The organism is Aliiroseovarius crassostreae (assembly GCF_001307765.1).
Classification (GTDB): Bacteria; Pseudomonadota; Alphaproteobacteria; order Rhodobacterales; family Rhodobacteraceae; genus Aliiroseovarius; species Aliiroseovarius crassostreae.
On the sequence record NZ_LKBA01000006.1, the window covers coordinates 161,666 to 183,174 of the forward strand.

The 21,509-nt window shown below is 59.7% G+C and carries 23 protein-coding genes and 1 pseudogene; 7 read left to right on the top strand and 17 right to left on the bottom strand.

The genetic code is table 11. From position 1 onward, the window contains the following. Window positions 1-42 precede the first annotated feature (42 nt). A complete protein-coding gene (locus AKJ29_RS07060) occupies window positions 43-1,356 on the top strand; it encodes a hypothetical protein (protein WP_055190446.1) in 1,314 nt (437 codons plus the stop codon). Window positions 1,357-1,557: 201 nt separating this feature from the next. Here AKJ29_RS07060 and AKJ29_RS07065 read toward each other — a convergent pair whose 3' ends face one another. Continuing rightward, entirely contained in the window at window positions 1,558-2,052 is a 495-nt protein-coding gene (locus tag AKJ29_RS07065) for a DUF4405 domain-containing protein (RefSeq protein ID WP_055189380.1), read from the bottom strand. Window positions 2,053-2,409: 357 nt separating this feature from the next. On the opposite strand from AKJ29_RS07065, the gene AKJ29_RS07070 reads away from it, so the two are divergent. The 3 genes from AKJ29_RS07070 (at window position 2,410) to AKJ29_RS19230 (ending at window position 4,144) form a co-directional block, all read left to right on the top strand. After that, complete coding sequence (locus AKJ29_RS07070) at window positions 2,410-2,850, top strand: PaaI family thioesterase (protein ID WP_055189382.1); 441 nt, start codon at window positions 2,410-2,412, stop codon at window positions 2,848-2,850. 51 nt (window positions 2,851-2,901) lie between these two features. Further along, complete coding sequence (locus AKJ29_RS07075; RefSeq protein ID WP_055189384.1) at window positions 2,902-3,696, top strand: crotonase/enoyl-CoA hydratase family protein; 795 nt, start codon at window positions 2,902-2,904, stop codon at window positions 3,694-3,696. Window positions 3,697-3,769: 73 nt separating this feature from the next. Next, entirely contained in the window at window positions 3,770-4,144 is a 375-nt protein-coding gene (locus AKJ29_RS19230; RefSeq protein WP_139231314.1) for a hypothetical protein, read from the top strand. A gap of 119 nt (window positions 4,145-4,263) precedes the next feature. Here the strand turns inward: AKJ29_RS19230 and folD are convergent, their stop codons facing one another. From folD to AKJ29_RS07095, 3 genes are all read right to left on the bottom strand, one after another. Beyond that, complete coding sequence (folD, locus tag AKJ29_RS07085; RefSeq protein ID WP_055189388.1) at window positions 4,264-5,154, bottom strand: bifunctional methylenetetrahydrofolate dehydrogenase/methenyltetrahydrofolate cyclohydrolase FolD; 891 nt, start codon at window positions 5,152-5,154, stop codon at window positions 4,264-4,266. A gap of 12 nt (window positions 5,155-5,166) precedes the next feature. Continuing rightward, on the bottom strand, window positions 5,167-6,048 hold the full coding sequence (locus tag AKJ29_RS07090) for a bifunctional 5,10-methylenetetrahydrofolate dehydrogenase/5,10-methenyltetrahydrofolate cyclohydrolase (protein WP_055189390.1): 882 nt from the start codon (window positions 6,046-6,048) through the stop codon (window positions 5,167-5,169). A 92-nt stretch (window positions 6,049-6,140) separates the two neighbouring features. Beyond that, window positions 6,141-7,817 carry a formate--tetrahydrofolate ligase gene (locus tag AKJ29_RS07095; protein WP_055189392.1) on the bottom strand — a complete coding sequence of 559 codons (1,677 nt, stop codon included), beginning with the start codon at window positions 7,815-7,817 and terminating at the stop codon, window positions 6,141-6,143. Window positions 7,818-8,212: 395 nt separating this feature from the next. Between AKJ29_RS07095 and AKJ29_RS07100 the strand changes: the two genes are divergently transcribed. Then, a complete protein-coding gene (locus AKJ29_RS07100; RefSeq protein WP_055189395.1) occupies window positions 8,213-9,271 on the top strand; it encodes a fatty acid desaturase in 1,059 nt (352 codons plus the stop codon). Window positions 9,272-9,540: 269 nt separating this feature from the next. On the opposite strand, the gene AKJ29_RS07105 is transcribed toward AKJ29_RS07100, so the two are convergent. Next, window positions 9,541-9,939 (bottom strand): hypothetical protein, encoded by a 399-nt coding sequence (locus AKJ29_RS07105; RefSeq protein WP_139231545.1) that lies wholly within the window; start codon window positions 9,937-9,939, stop codon window positions 9,541-9,543. A gap of 189 nt (window positions 9,940-10,128) precedes the next feature. Between AKJ29_RS07105 and AKJ29_RS18650 the strand changes: the two genes are divergently transcribed. Both AKJ29_RS18650 and AKJ29_RS19235 read left to right on the top strand, forming a co-directional pair. Then, on the top strand, window positions 10,129-10,356 hold the full coding sequence (locus tag AKJ29_RS18650) for a recombinase family protein (RefSeq protein ID WP_235477391.1): 228 nt from the start codon (window positions 10,129-10,131) through the stop codon (window positions 10,354-10,356). Beyond that, window positions 10,275-10,448: pseudogene (locus AKJ29_RS19235) on the top strand (fatty acid desaturase); the annotation flags it as partial. The gene AKJ29_RS18650 and the pseudogene AKJ29_RS19235, both read left to right, overlap by 82 nt. 119 nt (window positions 10,449-10,567) lie before the next feature. Here the strand turns inward: AKJ29_RS19235 and AKJ29_RS07115 are convergent. The 12 genes from AKJ29_RS07115 to AKJ29_RS07165 form a co-directional block, all read right to left on the bottom strand. After that, window positions 10,568-11,263 carry a hypothetical protein gene (locus tag AKJ29_RS07115; RefSeq protein WP_055189401.1) on the bottom strand — a complete coding sequence of 232 codons (696 nt, stop codon included), beginning with the start codon at window positions 11,261-11,263 and terminating at the stop codon, window positions 10,568-10,570. Window positions 11,264-11,463: 200 nt separating this feature from the next. After that, a complete protein-coding gene (ftsH, locus tag AKJ29_RS07120) occupies window positions 11,464-13,380 on the bottom strand; it encodes an ATP-dependent zinc metalloprotease FtsH (protein ID WP_055189403.1) in 1,917 nt (638 codons plus the stop codon). A 76-nt stretch (window positions 13,381-13,456) separates the two neighbouring features. After that, window positions 13,457-14,737: a tRNA lysidine(34) synthetase TilS gene (gene tilS / locus AKJ29_RS07125; RefSeq protein WP_055189405.1), complete on the bottom strand. Its 1,281-nt coding sequence runs from the start codon at window positions 14,735-14,737 to the stop codon at window positions 13,457-13,459. 27 nt (window positions 14,738-14,764) lie between these two features. Then, window positions 14,765-15,589 (bottom strand): tol-pal system protein YbgF, encoded by an 825-nt coding sequence (ybgF, locus tag AKJ29_RS07130; RefSeq protein ID WP_055189407.1) that lies wholly within the window; start codon window positions 15,587-15,589, stop codon window positions 14,765-14,767. Window positions 15,590-15,813: 224 nt separating this feature from the next. Further along, the gene (pal, locus tag AKJ29_RS07135; RefSeq protein WP_055189409.1) at window positions 15,814-16,317 is read right to left on the bottom strand and encodes a peptidoglycan-associated lipoprotein Pal; all 504 of its coding nucleotides are present in this window, start codon (window positions 16,315-16,317) and stop codon (window positions 15,814-15,816) included. A 141-nt stretch (window positions 16,318-16,458) separates the two neighbouring features. Next, entirely contained in the window at window positions 16,459-17,778 is a 1,320-nt protein-coding gene (gene tolB, locus AKJ29_RS07140; RefSeq protein WP_082392565.1) for a Tol-Pal system beta propeller repeat protein TolB, read from the bottom strand. Window positions 17,779-17,804: 26 nt separating this feature from the next. Then, window positions 17,805-18,848: a hypothetical protein gene (locus AKJ29_RS07145; protein WP_055189413.1), complete on the bottom strand. Its 1,044-nt coding sequence runs from the start codon at window positions 18,846-18,848 to the stop codon at window positions 17,805-17,807. 6 nt (window positions 18,849-18,854) lie between these two features. After that, complete coding sequence (tolR, locus tag AKJ29_RS07150) at window positions 18,855-19,334, bottom strand: protein TolR (protein ID WP_055189415.1); 480 nt, start codon at window positions 19,332-19,334, stop codon at window positions 18,855-18,857. Window position 19,335: 1 nt separating this feature from the next. Further along, the gene (gene tolQ / locus AKJ29_RS07155) at window positions 19,336-20,031 is read right to left on the bottom strand and encodes a protein TolQ (RefSeq protein ID WP_055189417.1); all 696 of its coding nucleotides are present in this window, start codon (window positions 20,029-20,031) and stop codon (window positions 19,336-19,338) included. A 111-nt stretch (window positions 20,032-20,142) separates the two neighbouring features. Further along, window positions 20,143-20,523: a tol-pal system-associated acyl-CoA thioesterase gene (ybgC, locus tag AKJ29_RS07160; protein WP_055189419.1), complete on the bottom strand. Its 381-nt coding sequence runs from the start codon at window positions 20,521-20,523 to the stop codon at window positions 20,143-20,145. Window positions 20,524-20,552: 29 nt separating this feature from the next. Further along, on the bottom strand, window positions 20,553-20,696 hold the full coding sequence (locus AKJ29_RS19630) for a hypothetical protein (protein ID WP_161805383.1): 144 nt from the start codon (window positions 20,694-20,696) through the stop codon (window positions 20,553-20,555). A gap of 89 nt (window positions 20,697-20,785) precedes the next feature. Next, on the bottom strand, window positions 20,786-21,451 hold the full coding sequence (locus AKJ29_RS07165; RefSeq protein WP_055189421.1) for a type 2 periplasmic-binding domain-containing protein: 666 nt from the start codon (window positions 21,449-21,451) through the stop codon (window positions 20,786-20,788). Between the last annotated feature and the right edge of the window lie 58 nt (window positions 21,452-21,509).

Genomic DNA, 21,509 nt, shown 5'->3' on the forward strand with positions numbered 1-21,509 from the left:
GAAAAGAGCAAGAATCGCAAGATTTGGGTGAGGATGACAGGCATGAATATTCACGCAAACGAAATGATTGCACCCCCTCCTCTGCGCAGGCTGGAGGAGACCGGGCTGACCATGGTGATGATGCGGGACGTCCTGCTCAAGACCATGTTCCGCACCAACCTGGAACGCGTCAGCGACCTGGAACGCACCCTCGCCCTGCCCGGCCGCGTGGTGCAGGAACTGATTGATATCTGCCGCGAGCAATCGCTGATCCAGGCCATGGGCACGATGCATGCCGGTGCGCAAAGCTCGGAAATGGGGTATCGCCTGTCCGATGCCGGCAAGGCGCGGGCGCTGGATGCGCTGGCCCAGTCGGAATATTACGGCGCCATGCCGGTGCCGATGGAGGTCTATGCCCAGCAGATGAAACGCCAGTCGATCCGCAACATCCAGATGACCCGCGAACAGCTGACCTCAGCCATGGGGCACCTGATCCTGCCGCCCAACCTGCTGGACCAGCTTGGCCCCGCAGTGGGCTCAGGCCGTTCGATCCTGATGTATGGCCCGCCGGGCAACGGGAAGTCCTCGATTTCCAACGGGATCCGCGACGCCCTTGGTGACAAGATCTATGTGCCGCGCGCGATTGTCTATTCGGGGCAGATCATCACCGTCTACGATCCGATTGTGCATGCCGCGGCCGAAGATCACCTGGATGACCCCAACAGCCTGCGGCGCTCCTCCTCGAAATTTGATCGCCGCTATGTGCTGTGCGACCGGCCGACCGTGATCACCGGGGGGGAACTCACCCTCGACATGCTGGATCTGAAATACAACCCCACCGCGCGCACCTATACCGCACCTTTGCAATTGAAGTCCTCAGGCGGCGTGTTCATCGTCGACGACCTTGGCCGCCAGTCCGAACCACCGCAGGCGCTGATCAACCGTTGGATTGTGCCGCTTGAAGAGAACAAGGATATTCTGGCCCTGCAATCGGGTGAGAAGTTCGAGGTGCCGTTTGACACGCTGGTCATTTTCTCGACCAACTTCCACCCGAACGAAATCTTCGACAAGGCGGCCCTGCGGCGGATCTTTTACAAGATCATCATCGACGGGCCGGACCAGGAAGGGTTCCTGAAAATCTTTGCGCTTGTGGCGCGCAAGAAAAAGATGCCGCTGAACGAAGAGGCACTGGTCTATCTGCTGCGGGAAAAATACCCGACCATCGACAATGTCTATGCCAATTATCAGCCGGTTTTCCTGATCGACCAGATGATTTCGATCTGTGAATTCGAGGGCATCCCCTACCAGATGTCCCCGGAACTGATCGACCGCGCCTGGGAAAACATGTTCGTCAGCGACCGCGAGATCATTCACTAAGCGAATGACGATTAACCGGGCGGGCACTGCATGTCAGATCCCGCCCGATTTTTATGCCGGTCAGGGACGGAACCGGCGAATTCTGAGATGAAAGCGTTCCGCCCAAAACCTGAAATGCTGATTTGTGGCGGATCGCGCGAAACGCTCGTATGTTGCGCTACGCCCCGCCTTATCCCTGCTTCAGGTATAAGGCGGGGCGCTTTAATGATCATCACCGGATGCGAAGAGCGCGGACAGGGCTGCGGACTGCAGGCCGAAATCGCCGTCTGTCGCGTCTGCAAGGCTTTGGCCCGGCTGCAGATCTACGCCTGCTTCGGACAGAAGGGTGCGGCCCTCTTGCAGATCATGCCCGGACAGGGCCATCAACGTTGCCTCATCTGCCTGCGCAACCGCCATCACCACACTGCGAATGGGGGGCCCGTTTGTGCCACCGACCGGAAGCAGAGTTGCCAACGTCAACGCGGCCCCAACACTCATGATCCACATCGCCAGTGGGCGCTTGAAATAGGTGGTCAGGGCGCGCCAGTTCAGCAGTATATGCGCCCCGACACCAATCAGCATCATCCAGCCCGCCCACTCATGGATCACCTTCCCCAGAAAGGTGTTCATGCGGAAAAACATCAGCATCCCTGTCACGCCCATCACAAGAAAGGATCCTACCGTCAGCGGCGTGGCCCATTGGCGCAGTGTCAACATCGCTCTACTCCTTTAGTCGTCCTGCCTAATACGATTGCCCAGCGATTTTCCGGCGCGTCGAAATGAGCAATTTCACCTTATCCTGGAATTTTCTATCCTGCCCTCATGGCCCCCCTTCCCGCCGATTTCACATGCTGGTTTCGGCACGTTTACCGGCGGACTGTTCAGTCATGACCCGGTTTTTCGCAGATTGCTCTCCGCCCACGCCCTCGCTGTTTTGCTCGGCCAACCACCCCGTCCAATCCCGATGCCCCGTTGAGCCTCCTTCGTCGGGGCGGATCGCAATCCGTATGACGCCACGTTTCGGTTGGGGGCACCCTGCGGCGTGTTAGCCTTGCCGGATCAGGAGAGCCCGACATGACCCCCGAACGCACCACCCAAATCCAGCAAAGCTTCGCCGCCCAGAACATGATGAAAAGTTTCGGGGCCAGTCTCGATCACCTCGAAGACGGAAGCTGCCACCTGTCCGCCCCGATCCTGGAGGGCAACCGCCAGCAGCACGGGTTTGGCCATGCGGCCCTGACGTTCGGCCTTGGCGACACCGCCGCGGGCTATGCGGCAATGACGCTGATGCCACCGGATCACGATGTGCTGACCGCTGAGATCAAGATCAACCTCCTGTCCCCTGCCAAGGCTGATCGGCTGGTCGCCCAAGGGCAGGTTCTGCGGGTCGGGCGCCGGCTGATCACGGTCGAAGCCAAGGTCTGGGGCATCACCGGCACGCAGCGCAAACTGGTTGCGGCCCTGTTGGGCACAATGGTGCCGGTCCCGATTTCCATCGCCCCTGCCGCGACGTGATCCCTTGCTCCGTCTTTCTCATTGTCCATGATGCCCCAAAGGGAGCCCCATATGTCAGACCGCGTTACCATCACCGAAGCCAATCAAATTGCCACCGTCACCCTGACCCGCGCGGACAAGCGCAATGCGCTGGATCTGGATATGATCCGCGCCATCGTGGATGCAGGCGAGAGTTTGGCCGCACGCAAGGACATTCGCGCGGTGGTGCTGACCGGCGACGGGCCCGCGTTTTCCGCAGGTCTCGACCTGAACGCCATGCCGCAAATCGCGCAATACGCGATGCAGGGCGGCGTGTTTCTGGAACGCACCCATGGGAACTCCAACCTGTTCCAAGCCGCCAGCATGGTCTGGGCCGAGATGCCCCAACCAGTGATTGCTGCGGTGCATGGCTATGCGTTCGGCGGCGCGTTCCAGATCATACTGGGCGCGGATATGCGCATTGCTGCGCCTGAAGCGCGGTTTTCGATCATGGAGGGCCGCTGGGGCATCATCCCCGACATGGGCGGCATGGTCCTGATGCGCCGCTTGGCGCGGGGCGACGTGATCCGCAAACTGACCTATTCGGCCGAACAATTCGAGGCCCCCGCCGCACTCGATTGGGGTTTTGTGACCGAGATCTCTGACACGCCGCTGGAGCGCGCCCACGCCATCGCCACCGAGATCGCTTCAAAATCCCCCGACGCCATCCGCGCCGCCAAAGCCCTGATCCGCGACACCGAGCTGATGGGCACCCGCGAGACGCTGATTGCTGAGAGCAAAGCGCAAGAGGGTCTGATGGGCACGCCAAATCAGATGGAGGCGGTGATGGCAGGGATGCAGAAACGGAAGGCGGAGTTTAAGGATTGAGGGAGGGGCGGCCAGTTAATGGCCACCATGTGCTCTAAGTCCATCAACGGACCGTAGGTGTTCAGGAGACCAGATGACTAAGAAAACAGAATACTTAATCACTCAGTATGCAAGTAACGGCGCTATCATTCGACAAATACGTGCACCCAAAGGTGTTAACCTTCGTCTTTTCCTTGAACGATTGATTTGTCAGAGCTTAGATCAAGATGATTTGCTCAGATCGTGCCTTCGATCAAATGCAAAGCGATTCTATGATCCTTTTGCCATAATGGACATGCGCGACGAGCATCGCAGAGATCAGGCCCGTGCGGCGATAGACGCTACTCTTAGTTCAAATGAGATTGTCGAAATCTACAACTCTGCAAGGGAAGCGCAAATTCCTCTAGAAAAGACATTACTAGTTGCTGGGATACATCATGATTATCATGTCAAAGAGGTGGTGGTGTAACACGCCCCTTTAATTGAGAAATGTAACTTCAAGAGTTTCACTCCAAGCGCATCGATCGACAAACAAAAAAACGGCGCCAGGTTCCCCTGACGCCATCTCAATTCTCTTAAGCCCTCAGCTTACGCCGTCAGCCCATCCGGCTCGGCCAGGCCGTTGGCGCGGCAACAGGCGGTCAGGGTGTTGGCCAGCAGGCAGGCGATGGTCATCGGGCCGACGCCGCCCGGCACCGGGGTGATCGCGCCTGCCACTTTGGACGCGCTCTCAAAATCCACGTCGCCGACCAGCTTGTTCTTGCCATCACGTTCGATCCGGTTGATGCCCACATCGATCACGGTGGCACCTTCGCGGATCCAGTCGCCGGGCACCATTTCCGGGCGGCCCACGGCGGCAACCACGATGTCGGCGCGACGGACAACATCCGGCAGGTCTTTGGTGCGCGAATGCGCGATGGTGACGGTGCAGCTATCGCCAAGCAGCAGTTGCGCCATCGGCTTGCCCACGATGTTCGAGCGGCCGATCACAACGGCGTTCAGACCGGACAGCGATCCGTGGTGGTCGCGCAGCATCATCAGGCAGCCCAGCGGCGTGCAGGGCACCATCGACTTCTGACCGGTGCCCAGCAGGCCCACATTCGAGATATGGAACCCGTCCACATCCTTGGCCGGGTCGATCGAGTTGATCACAAGGTCTTCGTTCAGGTGACCGGGCAGCGGCAGCTGAACCAGAATGCCATGCACGGCGGGATCATTGTTCAGCTTGTCGATCAGCGCCAGCAGATCCTCTTCCGAGGTGTCAGCGTCGAGCTTGTGCTCATAAGAGTTCATGCCCACTTCGACAGTCTGCTTGCCCTTCGAGCGGACATAGACCTGCGACGCGGGATCTTCGCCCACCAGCACAACGGCCAGACCCGGGGTGATGCCGTTCTCTTCTTTCAGACGCGCCACATGGGCGGCCACTTTTTCACGCACACCAGCCGCAAAGGCTTTGCCGTCGATGATCTGAGCACTCATTCCCGCTCTCCCTTAATAGTCCGTCCGGGCATAGGCATCCCGGTAGTGATTCATTTGCATTTCGGTGGCATGTACCGCGTTGGACATCAGCATCGCAACCGTCACCGGGCCAACACCGCCCGGCACAGGGGTGATCCAGCCGGCCACCTCCTTGCAGCTTTCCATATCCGCATCCCCCACGGTTTTGCCATCCACGCGGTTGATGCCGATATCAATCACCGCGCAGCCCGGTTTCAGCATGTCCCCCGTCACCAGACCGGGTTTGCCAACGGCCACGAACACCGCATCTGCGGCGCGCGAATGCATCGCAACTGAGCGGGTCATGTGGTGACAGACAGTCACGGTTGCCCCCAGCCCCATCAGCAGGAAGGCAATCGGTTTGCCAACGATTTCCGAGTGACCAATCACGGTCACGTTCAGACCCTCGATATCAATCGGCAGGGTTTTCAGGATTTCCACGGCTGCCACAGCGGTACAGGGCCCAAGGGCCAGATCATTATAAACGATATTGCCGATCGAGGCCGGGTGCATCCCTTCCACGTCTTTCAGCGGGTGGACCAGTTTCTGGAAGGTCTTGACCGGGATGTGATCCGGCAGCGGGCGCTGGATAATAATGCCGTTCACGCGCGGATCCGCGTTCAGACCCTGAATGATGCCGGTCAGCTGTTCGAGCGAGGTTTCCGCCGGATAGTTGCGTGCCTCAAACTCAACCCCCGCACTTTCCGCCGTGCGTTGCTGGTTGCGCACATAAAGCTCTGCCGCGGCCACATCCCCCACAGAGAGCGATACGAGTTTCGGTTGCCAGCCTTTTGCAGCCAGCTTTGCGGCCTTCGTGGCCACCTCTTCACGGATGTTTGCGGCAATGGACTTGCCGTCAATGATTGTTGCGCTCATGTATCTTGGTCCTTTGTCTGGATGTGACAGAATCACTCAGACAGGTTTTTGATAGAGGAAGGGGGGCGTGTCGCCCCCCTTGGTCAAGTGTCTTAGAAAAGACCCTCGATTTCGCCTTCCGCGTTGAGGCCGATGCTCATCGCGGCCGGGGTGCGGGGCAGCCCCGGCATGGTCATGATCTCGCCGCAGACAACCACGATGAACCCAGCCCCTGCCGACAGGCGCACTTCGCGCACCGGAACCGAGTGGCCGGTGGGCGCACCGCGCAGGTTCGGATCGGTCGAGAAGCTGTACTGGGTTTTCGCCATGCAGACCGGCAGGTTGCCATAACCGGCATCTTCCCAGGCTTTCAGCTGATCACGGATCTTCTTGTCGGCCAGAACCTCGTCCGCGCGGTAGATGCGCTTGGCGATGGTGTCGATCTTATCGAAGAGCGACATGTCATCGGGGTAGATCGGGGAGAAGCTGGCAACATCGGCGTCGGCAATTTCAGCCACGCGGCGCGCCAGGTCTTCGGAACCTTCCGACCCCAGTTCCCAGTGACGCGACAGGATCGCCTCAGAACCGTGGCCTTCAACGTAATCCTTCACGGCCTGAACTTCGGTCTCGGTGTCGGTGACGAAGTGGTTGATGGCAACCACAACCGGCACGCCGAACGATTTCAGGTTCTCGATGTGACGGCCCAGGTTGGCGCAGCCGTTCTTCACCGCATCCACGTTTTCGGCACCCAGGTCAGCCTTGGCCACGCCGCCGTTCATTTTCATCGCCCGCACGGTGGCAACCAGAACCACAACCGACGGGGCGATCCCTGCCTTGCGGCATTTGATGTTCATGAACTTCTCGGCGCCAAGGTCAGCACCGAAACCGGCTTCGGTCACAACATAGTCGGTCAGTTTCAGCGCGGTCTTGGTGGCAATCACCGAGTTACAGCCATGCGCGATGTTGGCGAACGGGCCGCCATGCACGAAGGCCGGGTTGTTTTCCAGAGTCTGCACCAGGTTCGGCTGCATCGCGTCCTTGAGCAGAACGGTCATTGCGCCGTCTGCACCGATGTCACGGCAGTAGATCGGGGTGCGTTCGCGGGTATAGGCCACGATGATGTCGCCCAGACGCTTTTGCAGGTCCTGCAGGTCGCTGGCGAGACACAGGATCGCCATCACTTCCGAAGCCACGGTGATGTCAAAGCCGCCCTGACGCGGGAAACCGTTCGACACGCCACCCAGCGACACGACAATGTCACGCAGCGCGCGGTCGTTCATGTCAACCACACGGCGCCATGCCACACGACGCTCGTCGACTTCCAGCTCGTTGCCCCAGTAGATGTGGTTGTCGATCATGGCCGACAGAAGCGAGTGGGCCGAGGTGATGGCGTGGAAGTCACCGGTGAAGTGCAGGTTCATCTCTTCCATCGGCACAACTTGCGCATAACCGCCACCAGCAGCCCCACCTTTCATGCCGAAGTTCGGCCCAAGGGAAGCTTCGCGGATACAGATCATCGCGTTCTTACCGATGCGGTTCAGGCCATCGCCCAGACCAACGGTGGTGGTGGTTTTGCCTTCACCGGCCGGGGTCGGGTTGATCGCGGTCACCAGGATCAGCTTGCCGTCTTCACGGTCCTGAACCGAGTTGATGAACTCCTGCGAAACTTTGGCCTTGTCGTGGCCATAGGGCATCAGGTGCTCGTAAGCGATGCCGATCTTTTCGCCGATCTCCTTGATCGGACGTTTCTTTGCCTCGCGGGCGATTTCGATGTCGGTTTTGTAAGCCATCTGCTGGTTCCCTTGGTAAATGGGGTGCGAATTTTGTCTGCACCTTGCATATCGGGGGAATGGGAAGCGCATAGGATGGATTGCGACATAATGCCCGCCAAATTCGTCGAAATGGGATGCGATGGTATTCAGCATTGCCCATGGGCCACCCTCGCAATCGCAGCAATTTTTATGCTGCATTGCCGCATGATGCGCACGCCCCTCAGGAAAGATACGCCTTTATCCGTTTCACGGGGTGTCATCGCATCTGACCCGCCCCAAGGTTGCAAACACTCCGCGTGGGCGGCGTCTTTCATCCCCACGGAGGGCCGATATCCGCTTTTCGACCGCATTTGCTTTGCAAGAGGCTGTGAATAGTCTATCCGAACCGGGCATAGACAGGACATGACAGGCAGATGGCAGCAAACAGTTCCCCCCGGACACAGACAAAAACACAGGCAAAAACAGAAACGCAACCTGGCACACGCTCGGCGCGTGAATGGGTTTCGACCCTGGCGGAATACCGCGATCCGGACACCCTGCGCAGCAGCATCGAGCTTGCCATCAGCCTCCTGCCCTTCCTCGCCCTCTGGGCGCTGGCCTGGTGGGCACTGTCCGTCAGCTATGTGCTGGCATTTGCGCTGTCCGTTTTGAATGCGGCCTTCCTGCTGCGACTTTTTGCGATCCAGCATGATTGTGGCCACGGGGCCTATTACAAGAACCGACAGCTTAGCGACTGGATCGGCCGCGGGCTGGGGGTTCTGACCCTCACCCCTTATGACGTGTGGCGGCGCACCCATTCCGTGCACCACTCAACCGCCGGCAATCTGGATAAGCGCGGGATGGGGGATGTCCATACTCTGACCGTGGCGGAATATAACGCGCTGTCGCGCTGGGGGCAGCTGCATTACCGCCTTTACCGCCACCCGGTGACCCTGTTCGGCCTTGGCCCCAGCTATCTCTTTTATCTGCAGAACCGCCTGCCGATCGGGTTGATGAACAGCGCCCGCTACTGGATCAGCGCGATGCTGACCAACCTCGCGATCATCGCAGCACTTGGCGCGATCTACTGGTTTGGCGGGCTGATGCCGCTTCTGTTGATCTTTGTTCCCACCACGCTGGTCGCGGCCACCGCTGGTGTGTGGCTGTTTTACGTGCAGCACCAGTTCGAAACCACCCAATGGGATATGAACGAGAACTGGAACCTGCACGAAGCCGCCCTGCATGGCTCGTCCTATTACCGCCTGCCGAAACTGCTGCAATGGTTCAGCGCCAATATCGGCATCCACCATGTGCATCACCTTTACAGCCGCATCCCGTTCTACCGCCTGCCCGACGTGCTGCGCGATCATGCTGAACTTGCCGAAGAAGCCTATACGATGACGATCCGCGAAAGCTTTGCCAATGCGCGGCTGCACCTGTGGGATGAGAACAGCAAGTGCCTTCTTTCATTTGCCCAGGCGCGGGCGCTGTAAGGTCAAGATATCCTCCAGCCCGTCAGGCGGGCTGGACGGGACAGGCAGGGAACAGGTGGGGGGCCCGCCAGCCAGATTGTTTTCCCCTGCCCTGCGGGCATGCCTCGCGCGGCAAAAAAATTCTAGCTGTCGCCCTTGCTCTTGCTACCCCTACGTTCGCCACGTGGCAGTTTCCAAAATCATTTGGAAACTGCCTTCGATTGGGTGGCAGAGCATCGACGTGGGACGCCTAGTGGTGAGGTGTTGGGAAGCTACCCGAAATTAGCGGGTCATTTAGGAGCACATGTGAAAGTTGCGATTTGCCGGTTCTCTATACCATCTATTGGGACAGTGGAGAATACGACGAAAGACTGAGCGGCTTCGTCGCCATTGGTAATGGCGGAGTTGGGTAAATCTGCCCATTCTAAATAGTCGACAAAATCACCATAAAGCAATGATGGTACGGTATACATAGCTGAGATGTAATGTTCTGCCGCCCTCAAGCAATTATCTTTGCTGTTAAACTCGGCTGTGAAAATGTGGTATCCTTGATTTGCAGGCCTAAAGTCTAAAAGCATCAAAAGTACAAATTCCATAGTTTGAATCCCTATAATTTTTTTCACCTGAAACATTGCAAAACCAGAGCAATATTTGAATGGATAAATACGCAGTGTTTGTTTGTTATCCAATAGCATTCGCATTTAGCAGGTTGCGTTCGTAATGCGCTGATATTTTGGTGTTGCAAATGTCAGAACTTTTGCAACACTCCCCTGCCCTCTTTATTTCCAATAACTTGGATGTTGCATAAGTCTGTTGCATAAACTGGATATGCCCGCGTCAGCACACCGCAACAGAATATCGACCGACAGCTTGCCGCCCTGAAGGCAGAGGGCTGTGAACTCATTTTCAGCGAAAAGGCGAGCGGGAAAACCATGACCGCGCGACCTGAATTGAAGAGGGCTATTGCTGCTCTCAATCCCGATGATGTGTTTATTGTGCCTGAATGGGACAGAGCCACACGCTCCTTTACAGCCGCATCCCGTTCTACCGCCTGCCCGACGTGCTGCGCGATCATGCTGAACTTGCCGAAGAAGCCTATACGATGACGATCCGCGAAAGCTTTGCCAATGCGCGGCTGCACCTGTGGGATGAGAACAGCAAGTGCCTTCTTTCATTTGCCCAGGCGCGGGCGCTGTAAGGTCAAGATATCCTCCAGCCCGTCAGGCGGGCTGGACAGGACAGGCAAGGGGCAGGCCGGGGGCTGAAGCCCTGCCCGGCCAAACACAGCGGCCCACCCCATCTGCAAAGCGCATCCCCTCAGGGATAAAGAATTTCAGAAACCCGACCAAGCGTGCCTGTGTCGGGATCATATTGGGCCGAGAACCGCGCGCCGTCCTTTTCGTAAAACAGCACAACCGCGCCCCCTTCCAATCCCCAGATCTGAGGGGCCGCCGTCAGGTCAGACAAGATCACCGTGCCGCCCTGCCCGTCCGGGCCAAGCGCCATCACCGATTTCCGGTCGGAATGCGACAGGCGCCTGTCGCCGGAGCTGTCCTGATCCACAAATGTCAGCAGATATCCCCGCACGGGCCGGTCCTTCACGCGCTGTTCCCCCGGCGTTTCACCATAGAGCCCTTCGACATTGGTGATCAGCTGCTCGTTGCCGGAAAAGACCCAACGGGTCACGCCCGTCGATGGATCATAGAACCCCGTGTTCAACACCGAATCATAAGTATCTTTTGAGGCATAACCGCTGTCATATCCCTGTTCGGCCACCAGGCTCACCCGAAACAGCCCCTGCCCGGCCACCGGCCCGTTCACGCGGATCACACGGGTTTCAACAAGGGTCGTATCCTCCGGATCAATATTGACCACTTCCCGCGCGCTGCGATCGCGCAGCACATCTTTAAGCACAACCTGCCAGGTAAAAACCCCCGCAACCAGAACCAATATGCCGGCAAGCGCCAGCGCATTGAACCGCCAGATGAATTTGAAAAACCCGAGATCGTCCATCTTTTACTCCTAACCCATCTCTCCAAGGCAGGCCTTCTCTCTTAAGGGCTGCCCAGCGCACCCTCATTGCTACAGGCAACACCCTGTATTGAAATCTCTTTTACCCGGATCGGCGGCATGTCGCTTTCGTATGCAGACCGGACAAATGAAAACCGCCCCAAGGGTTCCCTCGGGGCGGTGTCTTTTATCTTTGTTGTGGCTTATGCGGTGGGTTCCGGTTCCGCATCCCCACCGGCACTGGGCTTTACCCGCGGCTTGGTTTTCGGAATGGCCGTGACCGAAGCGGCGCCATCATCCGGGGTGTCGGCCTCATCATCGCCGGCCTGCGGCGGCTGACCATCCATCACGCGCTGAATTTCCGCACCCGTCAGGGTTTCGTATTCAAGCAAGCCCTGCGCCAGACGGTCCCACTCCTCTTTATGTTCGGTGAGGATCCTGAACGCGGTGTCATAGCCGTTCTGGATAAAGCGTTTCACCTCATCCTCGATCAGCTCTTTGGTATGGGCCGAAACCGAGAAACCGGCGGTATTGCCCGAATAGCCCTCAGCCGCTTCGGCATAGTCGATATTGCCGACCTTGTCGGACATGCCCCAGCGCATCACCATGGCGCGCGCCAGACCCGATGCCTGCTGGATGTCGCCAGCGGGGCCGTTCGAGACGTTCTCTGCACCATATTTGATGATTTCGGCCGCCTTGCCCGCCATGGTCATCGCCAGCTTTTCTTCACATTCCGACAGATGCCAGTTCAGGCGGTCGATCTCGGGCAGGGACACCACCATACCCAGCGCACCGCCGCGCGGGATAATGGTCGCCTTATAGACCGGATCACATTGCGGCAGCTTGAGGCCAACCACGGCGTGCCCCGCTTCGTGATAAGCGGTCTTTTCCTTCTGATCATCCGTCAGCACCATCGAACGGCGCTCGGCCCCCATCATCACCTTATCTTTCGCGTTCTCGAAATCTTCCATGGTGACAAATCGGCGGCCCACGCGCGCAGCCATCAGCGCGGCCTCATTCACAAGGTTTGCCAGATCAGCACCCGAAAACCCCGGCGTACCACGCGCAATGATGCGCATATCCGCATCCGGGCCCAGCGGCACTTTGCGGGCATGCACGCCAAGGATCTTCTCACGACCCTTGATGTCCGGGTTCGGCACGGTGACCTGACGGTCGAAACGGCCGGGACGCAAGAGCGCCGGGTCCAGAACGTCACGACGGTTGGTCGCGGCCAGGATGATAACACCCTCATTGGCCTCAAACCCGTCCATTTCAACCAGCAGCTGGTTGAGCGTCTGTTCGCGCTCGTCATTGCCGCCACCATAACCGGCGCCACGATGACGACCCACGGCGTCGATCTCGTCGATGAAGACGATGCAGGGCGCGTTTTTCTTGGCCTGTTCGAACATGTCACGGACGCGTGACGCGCCGACACCCACGAACATTTCCACGAAATCCGACCCGGAAATGGTGAAGAAGGGCACACCTGCTTCGCCCGCAATGGCGCGGGCCAGCAGCGTTTTACCAGTGCCCGGAGGGCCCACCAGCAGCGCGCCTTTGGGGATCGTGCCGCCAAGGCGCGAAAACTTCTGCGGATTGCGCAGGAACTCGACAATCTCTTCCAGCTCTTCCTTGGCTTCGTCAATGCCGGCCACATCGTCAAAGGTCACACGGCCTTCGCGTTCGGTCAGCATCTTGGCCTTGGATTTGCCAAAGCCCATCGCGCCGCCTTTGCCACCGCCCTGCATCCGGTTCATCATGAAGAACCAGAACCCGATCAGCAGAATCACCGGCAGGAGCAGGGTCAGAAGGCTCATGAACCCCGATTGCCGCTGCGGCTCAACCTTGATGTCCACGTTTTTCGCCAGCAGCTTGTCCGACACATCGGAATCGCTGGGCAGAACAGTGGAAAACACTTTCCCATCCGAGGCCTGGTAGGTCAGTTCCTCGCCATCAATCGTGGCGGACTGCACCTGTCCCCCCTCCAGTGCGGCAACAAACTCTGTATAGCTGACCTTCGATGACGACATCGAGGCCTGCCCGTTTGAAAACAGGTTGAACAGGGTCAGGATCAGCAGAAACAGCACAATCCAGAAGGCGAAATTTCTCGCATTGCCCAAGAGGGATCTCCTTTGATTTCCGTGACACGATGGTCAGAGAGCGTCTTACCTTAAAATAGGGCGGAAGTCGCCATGTTCAATGCGATAAAACGGATGCAAGGAAATCCGTCAAGCTTGGGGCGGTCAGAATGCGGCAATTCGCGCCCGCCACACCGGGTTTATCCAGCAATGGCGCGGCAATCACACGGTAATTTGACCACAGCGCCGGGCTTGCCATCACTGTGGGGCGCGGCAGGCCTGCATCCCGCCAGTGCTTGACCTGGGAAATCCCCTCCCCCAAGGCACGAATCTCTCCGCCCTGATCCGACGCCAGCCGCCAGCGCCCATCCCAAAGCTGCCCCGGCGCCACAGAATGATCCGCGATTGCCGCCAGTTCGCGCGTGATCCGCAGGCCAGAGCGGTGCGGATGGATCAGGCAGCCCTGAAGCGTGGTTTTCTGCCGGTCCCATGCGGCTTCCTGAGAGCGCAACAGCGCCTCCAGCCGTGGCCGGTAAGGGGTTGAAGACACAAACCGGACGGCCTCCGCCAACAGCCGCAGGCGGATCTCTTCCGGCAATTCGCGAAACGGCTCGGTGTCAAACACCACATCCCCTGCCTCGACCCGGCAAAGGGCACAGGCCGCGTCATGCGCCATCCGGGTCAGGGCGGAGCGCGCCCGTGTCATCCCCTGCGCGGTGGCCACAAGCCGGTCCACATCCAGCCCCAGCTCTGCCAGATCCCGCATCGCATGGCGCATTTTCACCCGGTCAAACCGCGGATTGTCATTGGAGGGGTCATCGCTCCACGACACCCCGCGCGCCTCAAGCATTTCCCGCAACGCCGCCCGCCGGTCGGACAGGAGGGGCCGCAGCCAACGCATTCCATCTGCGCTCCAGTCGTCACGCATCGCGGCCAGCCCATCGACGCCGGACCCGCGCGCCAGACGCATCAGGAAGGTTTCCGCCTGATCCTCTTTGGTGTGCCCCAGGGCCACGGCCGCACAGCCTGCCTTACGGGCAGCTTTGGACAGAAGGTGATAACGCGCCTGCCGGGCCGCATTCTGCAGGTTCCCCTGCCCATCCCAGCCCTGCCTGTCCGAGCCCTGCCCATCCAAGCCCCGCCAGGTCAGGATCTCATGATCGACGCCGAGCCGCTGACACAGCCTTGCCACCGCCGCCGCTTCATCGGCAGAGCCATCACGCAACGCATGATCCACGGTAAATGCGGTGATCGCGGCCCCGGTCAGCCGCGCCCAGTCATGGCACAACAGAAGAAGGGCCGTGCTGTCACTGCCGCCGGAAACCGCCACGCCGAGATGCAAAAACGGGCCATCCGGCCCGTTTCGAGAGGTAAGAAAATCTGCGACCCGCCTGTTCATCCCTGACATCATCACTGGCTGCCCAAATCACTGGCAGCCCAAGGCCGCCCGTTCTGCTTCGGCATCTGATACGGTCGGATTGCCGGGGAAGCGGTTGCCCACTTCCGAAAGCGTCACGCAGGCCTCGGTCAACTGCCCCAGCCGGCCCAGAGATTGGCCAAGTCGAAACAGCGCATCCGGTGCGTGGGCCCCGTTGGGAGCCCCGGAAAAGGCATTCAGATAGGCGCGGGCCGCGTTTTTCACATCCCCCGCCCCGGTCAGCGCCTCGCCCCGTTGGAACTGGGCCTGTGCGGCCAGCGGTCCGGCGGGATAGGTATCAAGGAAAGTGGCAAACAGGGCCGCGGCCTCGTCAAACTGTTCCGCCTCAAGCGCCGCAGAGGCCGCATCGAAATCGGCCTGCTCTCCGATCGCAAGCTGTTCACCGCCCGCAGGCGGCGGGGGGGCCACCGCAACCGGCGCAGGCAGATCGCCACCCAGCGTGGTGGTTTCGCCCAACTGGCTGATATCGCCCCCTTCGAGTTCCACCAGGCGAAACTCAAGATTGGAAATCCGGTTGGTGCCGTCTTTCACGATCTGGTTGATCCTGAATTCCAGCTGTTCGATCTTATCGGTGAGCCGCGCCATTTCACCTTCGATGGTGGACAGGCGTTGCGAGGGGGATCCAAAAGCGGGGGCCACATTCGGGGCACCGGTGGTGGAAAGCTCGGTCTTGAGCGACTGAACCTCGACATACAGAAGCGACAGTTCCTGACGCACATCAGCGAGGGACTGCGCCCTGTCCTGCGCCACGGCAGGCAACACCGAGAGACCGCCCAGCAGGGCAAGCGTCGCTGCCATCAATTGTGCTCGCATCTGAACCACCTTTCCTCTTTGCAAAACCAGAAAACTAGTTTTCTAGTTTTCTAGTTTTCTAGTTTTCTAGTTTTCTAGTTTTCTAGTTTTCTAGTTTTCTAGTTTTCTAGTTTTCTAGTTTTCTAGTTTTCTAGTTTTCTAGTTTTCTAGTTTTCTAGTTTTCTCAGAAAACCAAAGCTCTCTCCCGGCCAATGTCAAGATGCAGACACCAACCGGGGCTTCCCTCAGCTGGTCAGGCCACCTGCCGCCAGCACCGTCACCGCGCGGCGGTTCTTGGCATAGCAGCTCTCGTCTGAACAGATCTCGATCGGACGTTCCTTGCCATAGCTTACCGTGCGCAGGCGGTTCGGGGCCACACCGCGATCAATCAGGAAATTCTGAACGGCAGACGCGCGGCGGGCGCCCAGCGCAAGGTTGTATTCCCGTGTGCCCTGTTCATCCGCATGCCCCTCGATCACAGCGGTAAAGGCCGGGTTTTCCGAAAGCCACGCCGCCTGTTTCATCAGCACATCCACCCCTTCCGGGCTGATCGAGGACTGATCCACCGCAAACAAAACGCGATCCCCGATGGTCTGCTGGAAATAGGCCGCGGAACGCGGGTCCGAGGCGCTGCCCGGCACAATCTGGTTCGCCCCAGCCCCATAGCCATCCACGGCAGCCGGGCTTTTCGAACAGCCCGCCAATGCCAGCGCGCCAATCACAATTGCGGTCAGTCTCATAGTTTTCATGATGTGTTCCTGTATCCTGTCCGACGTGTCCACGTCCGGTGATAAATTCTTTGCTCTTGTTTAGCGATAAGCCTAGCAGATCCGGGGCGAAAGGGGAAACCTGCCCCAGCGTCACCGGCCAAGCCCTGCCCATCTCCACCTCTATTTCAAAAGCGGCGACCAGGCCGGATCCGACGCGGGGCCATCCGTGACCACCCGACGCAGGTTCCGCCCGGAAATATCCACCGAGTAAAGCGCCGGGGCCCCGCCAGCCCCCTGGCTTTCGCGGGTAAACATGATCACCCGCCCATTGGGGGCCCAGCTCGGCCCCTCATCCAGGAACGATGCGGTCAGCAGGCGCTCTTCGCTGCCATCCGTGCGCATCACGCCAATGTGGAACCGGCCGGAGTTTTGCTTGGTAAAGGCGATCATATCTCCACGCGGCGACCAGACCGGGGTCCCGTAACGGCCCGGGCCAAAGGAAATCCGCTTGGCCTCCCCCCCTGCGGCGGGCATGATATAAAGCTGCTGGGTCCCCGACCGGTCGCTTTCAAACACGATATACTGGCCATCCGGCGAATAGCTCGGCGCAGTTTCGATTGAGGGCGCCGAGGTCAGACGCCGCTCGCCCCCCCCGTTAACATTCATCACGTAAAGATCGGTATTGCCCCCGGCAGACAGCGAATAGACCACACGCGTCCCATCGGGTGAGAAACGCGGTGCAAAGGTCATCGTCCCCTCTTTCGAGGACAGAACCCGCCGCGAGACCGAGGTCACATCCAGCACATTCACCTGCGGAAAACCGGTCTCATAGCTGGTATAAAGCACCTTGTCGCCGGCGGGCGAAAAGCGTGGGGCAAGCACCAGAGACGAACTGTCGGTCAGGTATTGCACATTCGCGCCGTCATAATCCATCACGCCCAGCCGCTTGCGCCGGGCATTCTTTGGCCCGCTTTCAGCCACGAACACCACGCGACTGTCGAAATAGCCGCTTTCACCGGTGATGCGCGAATAAACCGTATCCGCCACCTTATGGGCAATACGTCGCCACGAACTGACCGGGCCGCCAAGTTGCAACCCTTCCCCCAGCGGCTGGCCCGAGAACACGTCGAAGACCCGGAACTTGACGGTCAGGTTGCCACCGCTTTCGCTGACGGCCCCGGTGATCAGCGCCTGCGCATTGATCGCGCGCCAATCCTCATAGGCCACCGGGCTTGCAAAACTGGTGATGCGCGAAATATGCGCCGAGGCGGGGATTTCCCGAAACAGCCCGGTTCCCGAAAGATCCGCCGCCACCAGGCGCGAGATATTGGCTGCATACTCCCCAGCCCCCGCGTTTTCAGCCTGAAAACTGGGTGCCGCGAAAGGCAGGGGTTCGATGATCCCGTCATCAATAACAATGCGCAGAGGTTCCGCTTGGGCCGCCCCGATGCCCACGGGCCCGCCCAGCGCACTCAACCCGGCCAGAATGGCCGCAGACATCAGCTTTGCAATACGATGTTTCTGTCTCATTTGATCCTCATCTTGTCCGGGTTGAAGGTCATCTCGATCTGGCGCCATTGGCCATATTTTTCCTGCGGCAGGTCAAACCCGGACCGGCCACAGATCAGAACTGCCCTGCGGGCCGCCTGATATGCGATATCAGCGGCGGATTGGCTGGGTCCGTCCCAACTGGCAAGGCGCACAGCCTTGGGTTTTCCATCGCGGTCCATATCCACCATCACCACCACCGTGGTGCGCAGGGCATCCGACGAAGAGGACCCGATATTCCAGCACTGTTTCACCGCCAGACGAAGCCCCTCTTTTTCGCCACGGGTGAGTGGCGGGCCTTCGGGGGCGTCCTGCTGGGGCACGTCACGCTCTCCGCCGGCAATGGCGTCACTCACGGCGCTGGCCACCGCGTTGGCGGCGGAACTGGCGGGCGCTTGCGGTTCCGGCTGGGGTGGTTTTGGCGGGGTTGGTTTGTCCAGGTTCTGCGGGCGCACGCGCGGGCGGGCCGAGCTGGTGGGCGCGGCGGTCTTCGCCTCGGTCACGATCTCGGTTGTCGCTTCCTGCGGGGCGGCTGGGACAACCTCGGGCGTGGGCGTCGCATCTGCATCTTCCCGCGGGCTGGGCGCGTCAACCCGCTCGGGTGCCACCTCGGCCTCGGGCGCGGGTTTGGGCGCCGGTGTCGGGGCCACGCGCAGCGCATCCTGCAAGGCGGGTTCCGGTGCAGGTGGTTCCGGCACGGGATCAGGGATCGGCTCCGGCTCTGGGGTCGGCTCCGGTTCTGGTTCCGGGCGCGGCTGAGGCGCCGGTTCCGGCGCAGGAGCGGGCTCAGGTTCGGGTGCCGGGGTCGGTTCAGGTTCCGGCGCAGGTGCAGGCGGCGTGTCCGCCACAGCCGCTTCGGGCCTTGGCGCCGTCATCGCCGCGAACTCGTCCTCGGAAATGAACGACACATCAGACACGCGCAGCTTTACCTCGTCGTCCCGCCAGCCAATCAGCGATCCGAACAAGAGCCACAGGATCAGGAGCACATGGCCTGCCCCCGAAATATAAAGCCCGATGCGCATGAGGGATCAGCCTCCCTGCCCATCCAGGGTCGGCCCACCCCCATCGGTCACCATGCCGATGCTGGTAAAGCCCGCAGCGTTCAAAGCGCCCATCACGGTGGCAATCTCGGACCAGTTCACCGCACCATCTGCGCGCAGGAACACCTTGTCATCAGACCGTTCTGCGGCCACGGCACGCAGCTTGCCAATCAGGTCCTCCCGGGCAATCTCGGTCTTTTGCAGCATCACCCGACCATCTGCGTCAATGGTCACGGTCAGCGGCTCTTCCTCTACCGCAGGCAAGGCTGTGGCGGCGGTTTTCGGCAATTCCACCGGCACCCCCACCACCATCAGTGGCGCGGCCACCATGAAGATGATCAAAAGCACCAGCATCACATCCACGAAGGGCGTGATGTTGATCTCGGCCATCATCCGGCGATGTTTGCCCCGGCGGCGGCCCCGGCGGGCGCGGCGATCAGCGCCGCCCTGATTTACAGCGGCCCCCATATCAACTGTCCAACTGACGGCTGAGGATGGTGGCGAACTCGTCTGCAAATGCCTCGTAACCTGCGAGGATATTGTCACTGTCCACCGACAGTTTGTTGTAAAAGACCGCAGCCGGGATCGCAGCCAGAAGGCCCAGGCCGGTCGCGAGCAGCGCCTCGGCGATGCCCGGCGCCACAACGGCCAGGTTGGTGTTCTGTTGCTGGGCGATTTCGATAAAGGCGTTCATGATGCCCCAGACCGTGCCGAACAGCCCGACAAACGGCGCGGTCGATGCGGTGGTGGCGAGGAAACTCAGTCCCTGATTGAGTTTTTCGCCTTCCTTGGCAATCGCCACATCCATCGACCGGTCGATGCGGGACTGCGCCCCGGCAATCAGCCCCCCGTCAGAACGATGCGAGCGGCGCCATTCGATCATGCCGGCGGCAAACACCTTTTCCGGTGCGGCGTTGGGCGCAGCCCCCACCTGTTCGAACAATTCGTCCAGCGGCTCTCCCGACCAGAACATGCGGTCAAATTCCGCCGCCTCGGCTTGTGATTTCCGGTAAGCAATCAGTTTGGTCACAATGATGGCCCAGGACCAGAAGGAGGCGACAATCAGCAGGATCATAACCAGTTTCACGGTCAGGGTTGCACGAAGGAATAGGGCCAGAAAGGAGAAATCAATCTCCGCAGCCGCTGCAAGCGTTTCGGTTTCCATAGCTCTGTCTCTGCCTCACATCGCCCTCTTTGGGGCTGTTTTGCCGCCAAATTAGCGCAAAGGCACGGGGAAAGCTATCAAAACCGCGTCATCTGGCAGGATTTCGCAGCCTCAGTTGACACTCTGGCGAAAATTTGCCGGCAGGCGGGTCGGATGCCCATCCGCGAGACAGACAATGGTGACCTGCGCCTCGAACAGCACCTCTTCCCCCCGCCTGACCTTCTGATCCAGCACCAGCCGCGCGCCGGTCACGGTGTTGGTGGCGGTTTCCACCGACAGTTCATCGTCAAACCGCGCCGATCCAAAGTAATCCGCCTCAACCCGTCGCACCGCAAGAACCACGCCTTCGTCACGCATCGCGTTCTGATCCACGCCAATCTCACGCACCCAGTCAGAACGGGCCCGCTCAATATAGCGCAGGTAATTAGCGTAATAAACTATACCCGCCATATCGGTGTCTTCGTAGTAAACGCGGATCGGAAACTGGTGCATCGGGGCCTCTTACTGCCTTGCTCTGCAACTTAAAGCGCAAGCTTGTATTCCGCCAGCATTTCGTGACGCGCCCCATCCGGGTGCAGGTCGGAGCGGCATAACGCAAATCGGTCGAGCGTCAGCGGGGGCAGCTCCAGACCGCCAAATGCCTCCAGCGTCCGCCCCAGCGCCACCTAAATAAAGCACCCGGCCTGTTACCTGCATCACATATGGCGCAAATGCCCCGAGAATGCAAAGCAGGGACAGGCAACAAAGCTGCGCATCAGTGTCTGGTGTCATCCCCGGCGGCGACAGGCGCAGCAGGGGTCGCCTGCAATCTTGCAAAAAGCCGCAGCGCATGGCTCGCATCCTCCGCCGCCACCGGCATCACCGGATCATAGGCGGCAGCAATGATCCCCGCCACATCCGGACGCAGGATCACCTGACCGGTTTCCGACAACACAGCCAGCGGGCTTTTCGTCGAAAACGCCCCGTCCCCCCACAACAGTACCACCTGCACGGCCTGGGTCAGGGCAATCGTCTCGGCAGGCTGCTGGCCCATCTCACCCGCCATGCAGACAAAGACAAAACAGGCTTGAATGGCGCCCTGATCGTCAAACCGAAACGCGCGATACTGGCTGGCCCCACCCCCTTTCAGGCGCGCCACCAGCGGCTCAAGATCCGGCACCATCTTTTCCAGATTGGGCACCCCCAGCAGCTCATCCCAGTCACGAAAGAAAAACAGCATCAGGTTCGCGCCCAGCTCCGGGTCGGTCTCGGCCATCTTGTGACCGGCCAGCGCCACCACCGCCTCAACCGCACCTTTCACAACCTGAAGCGTCTCTTCCTCGACCCCGAACACCACGGGCACAATCGGCCGCCCCCAGCGGGCAAAAGCATAAGCCCCGTTCTTGTTGGTGAAATAGCTCTGAATCTCGTCAGGTGTCATGGCGCGGCCCTCTCGTCTTATCCCCAAAAGCCATAATTTCTCGCGCCGAAGGGGGCAA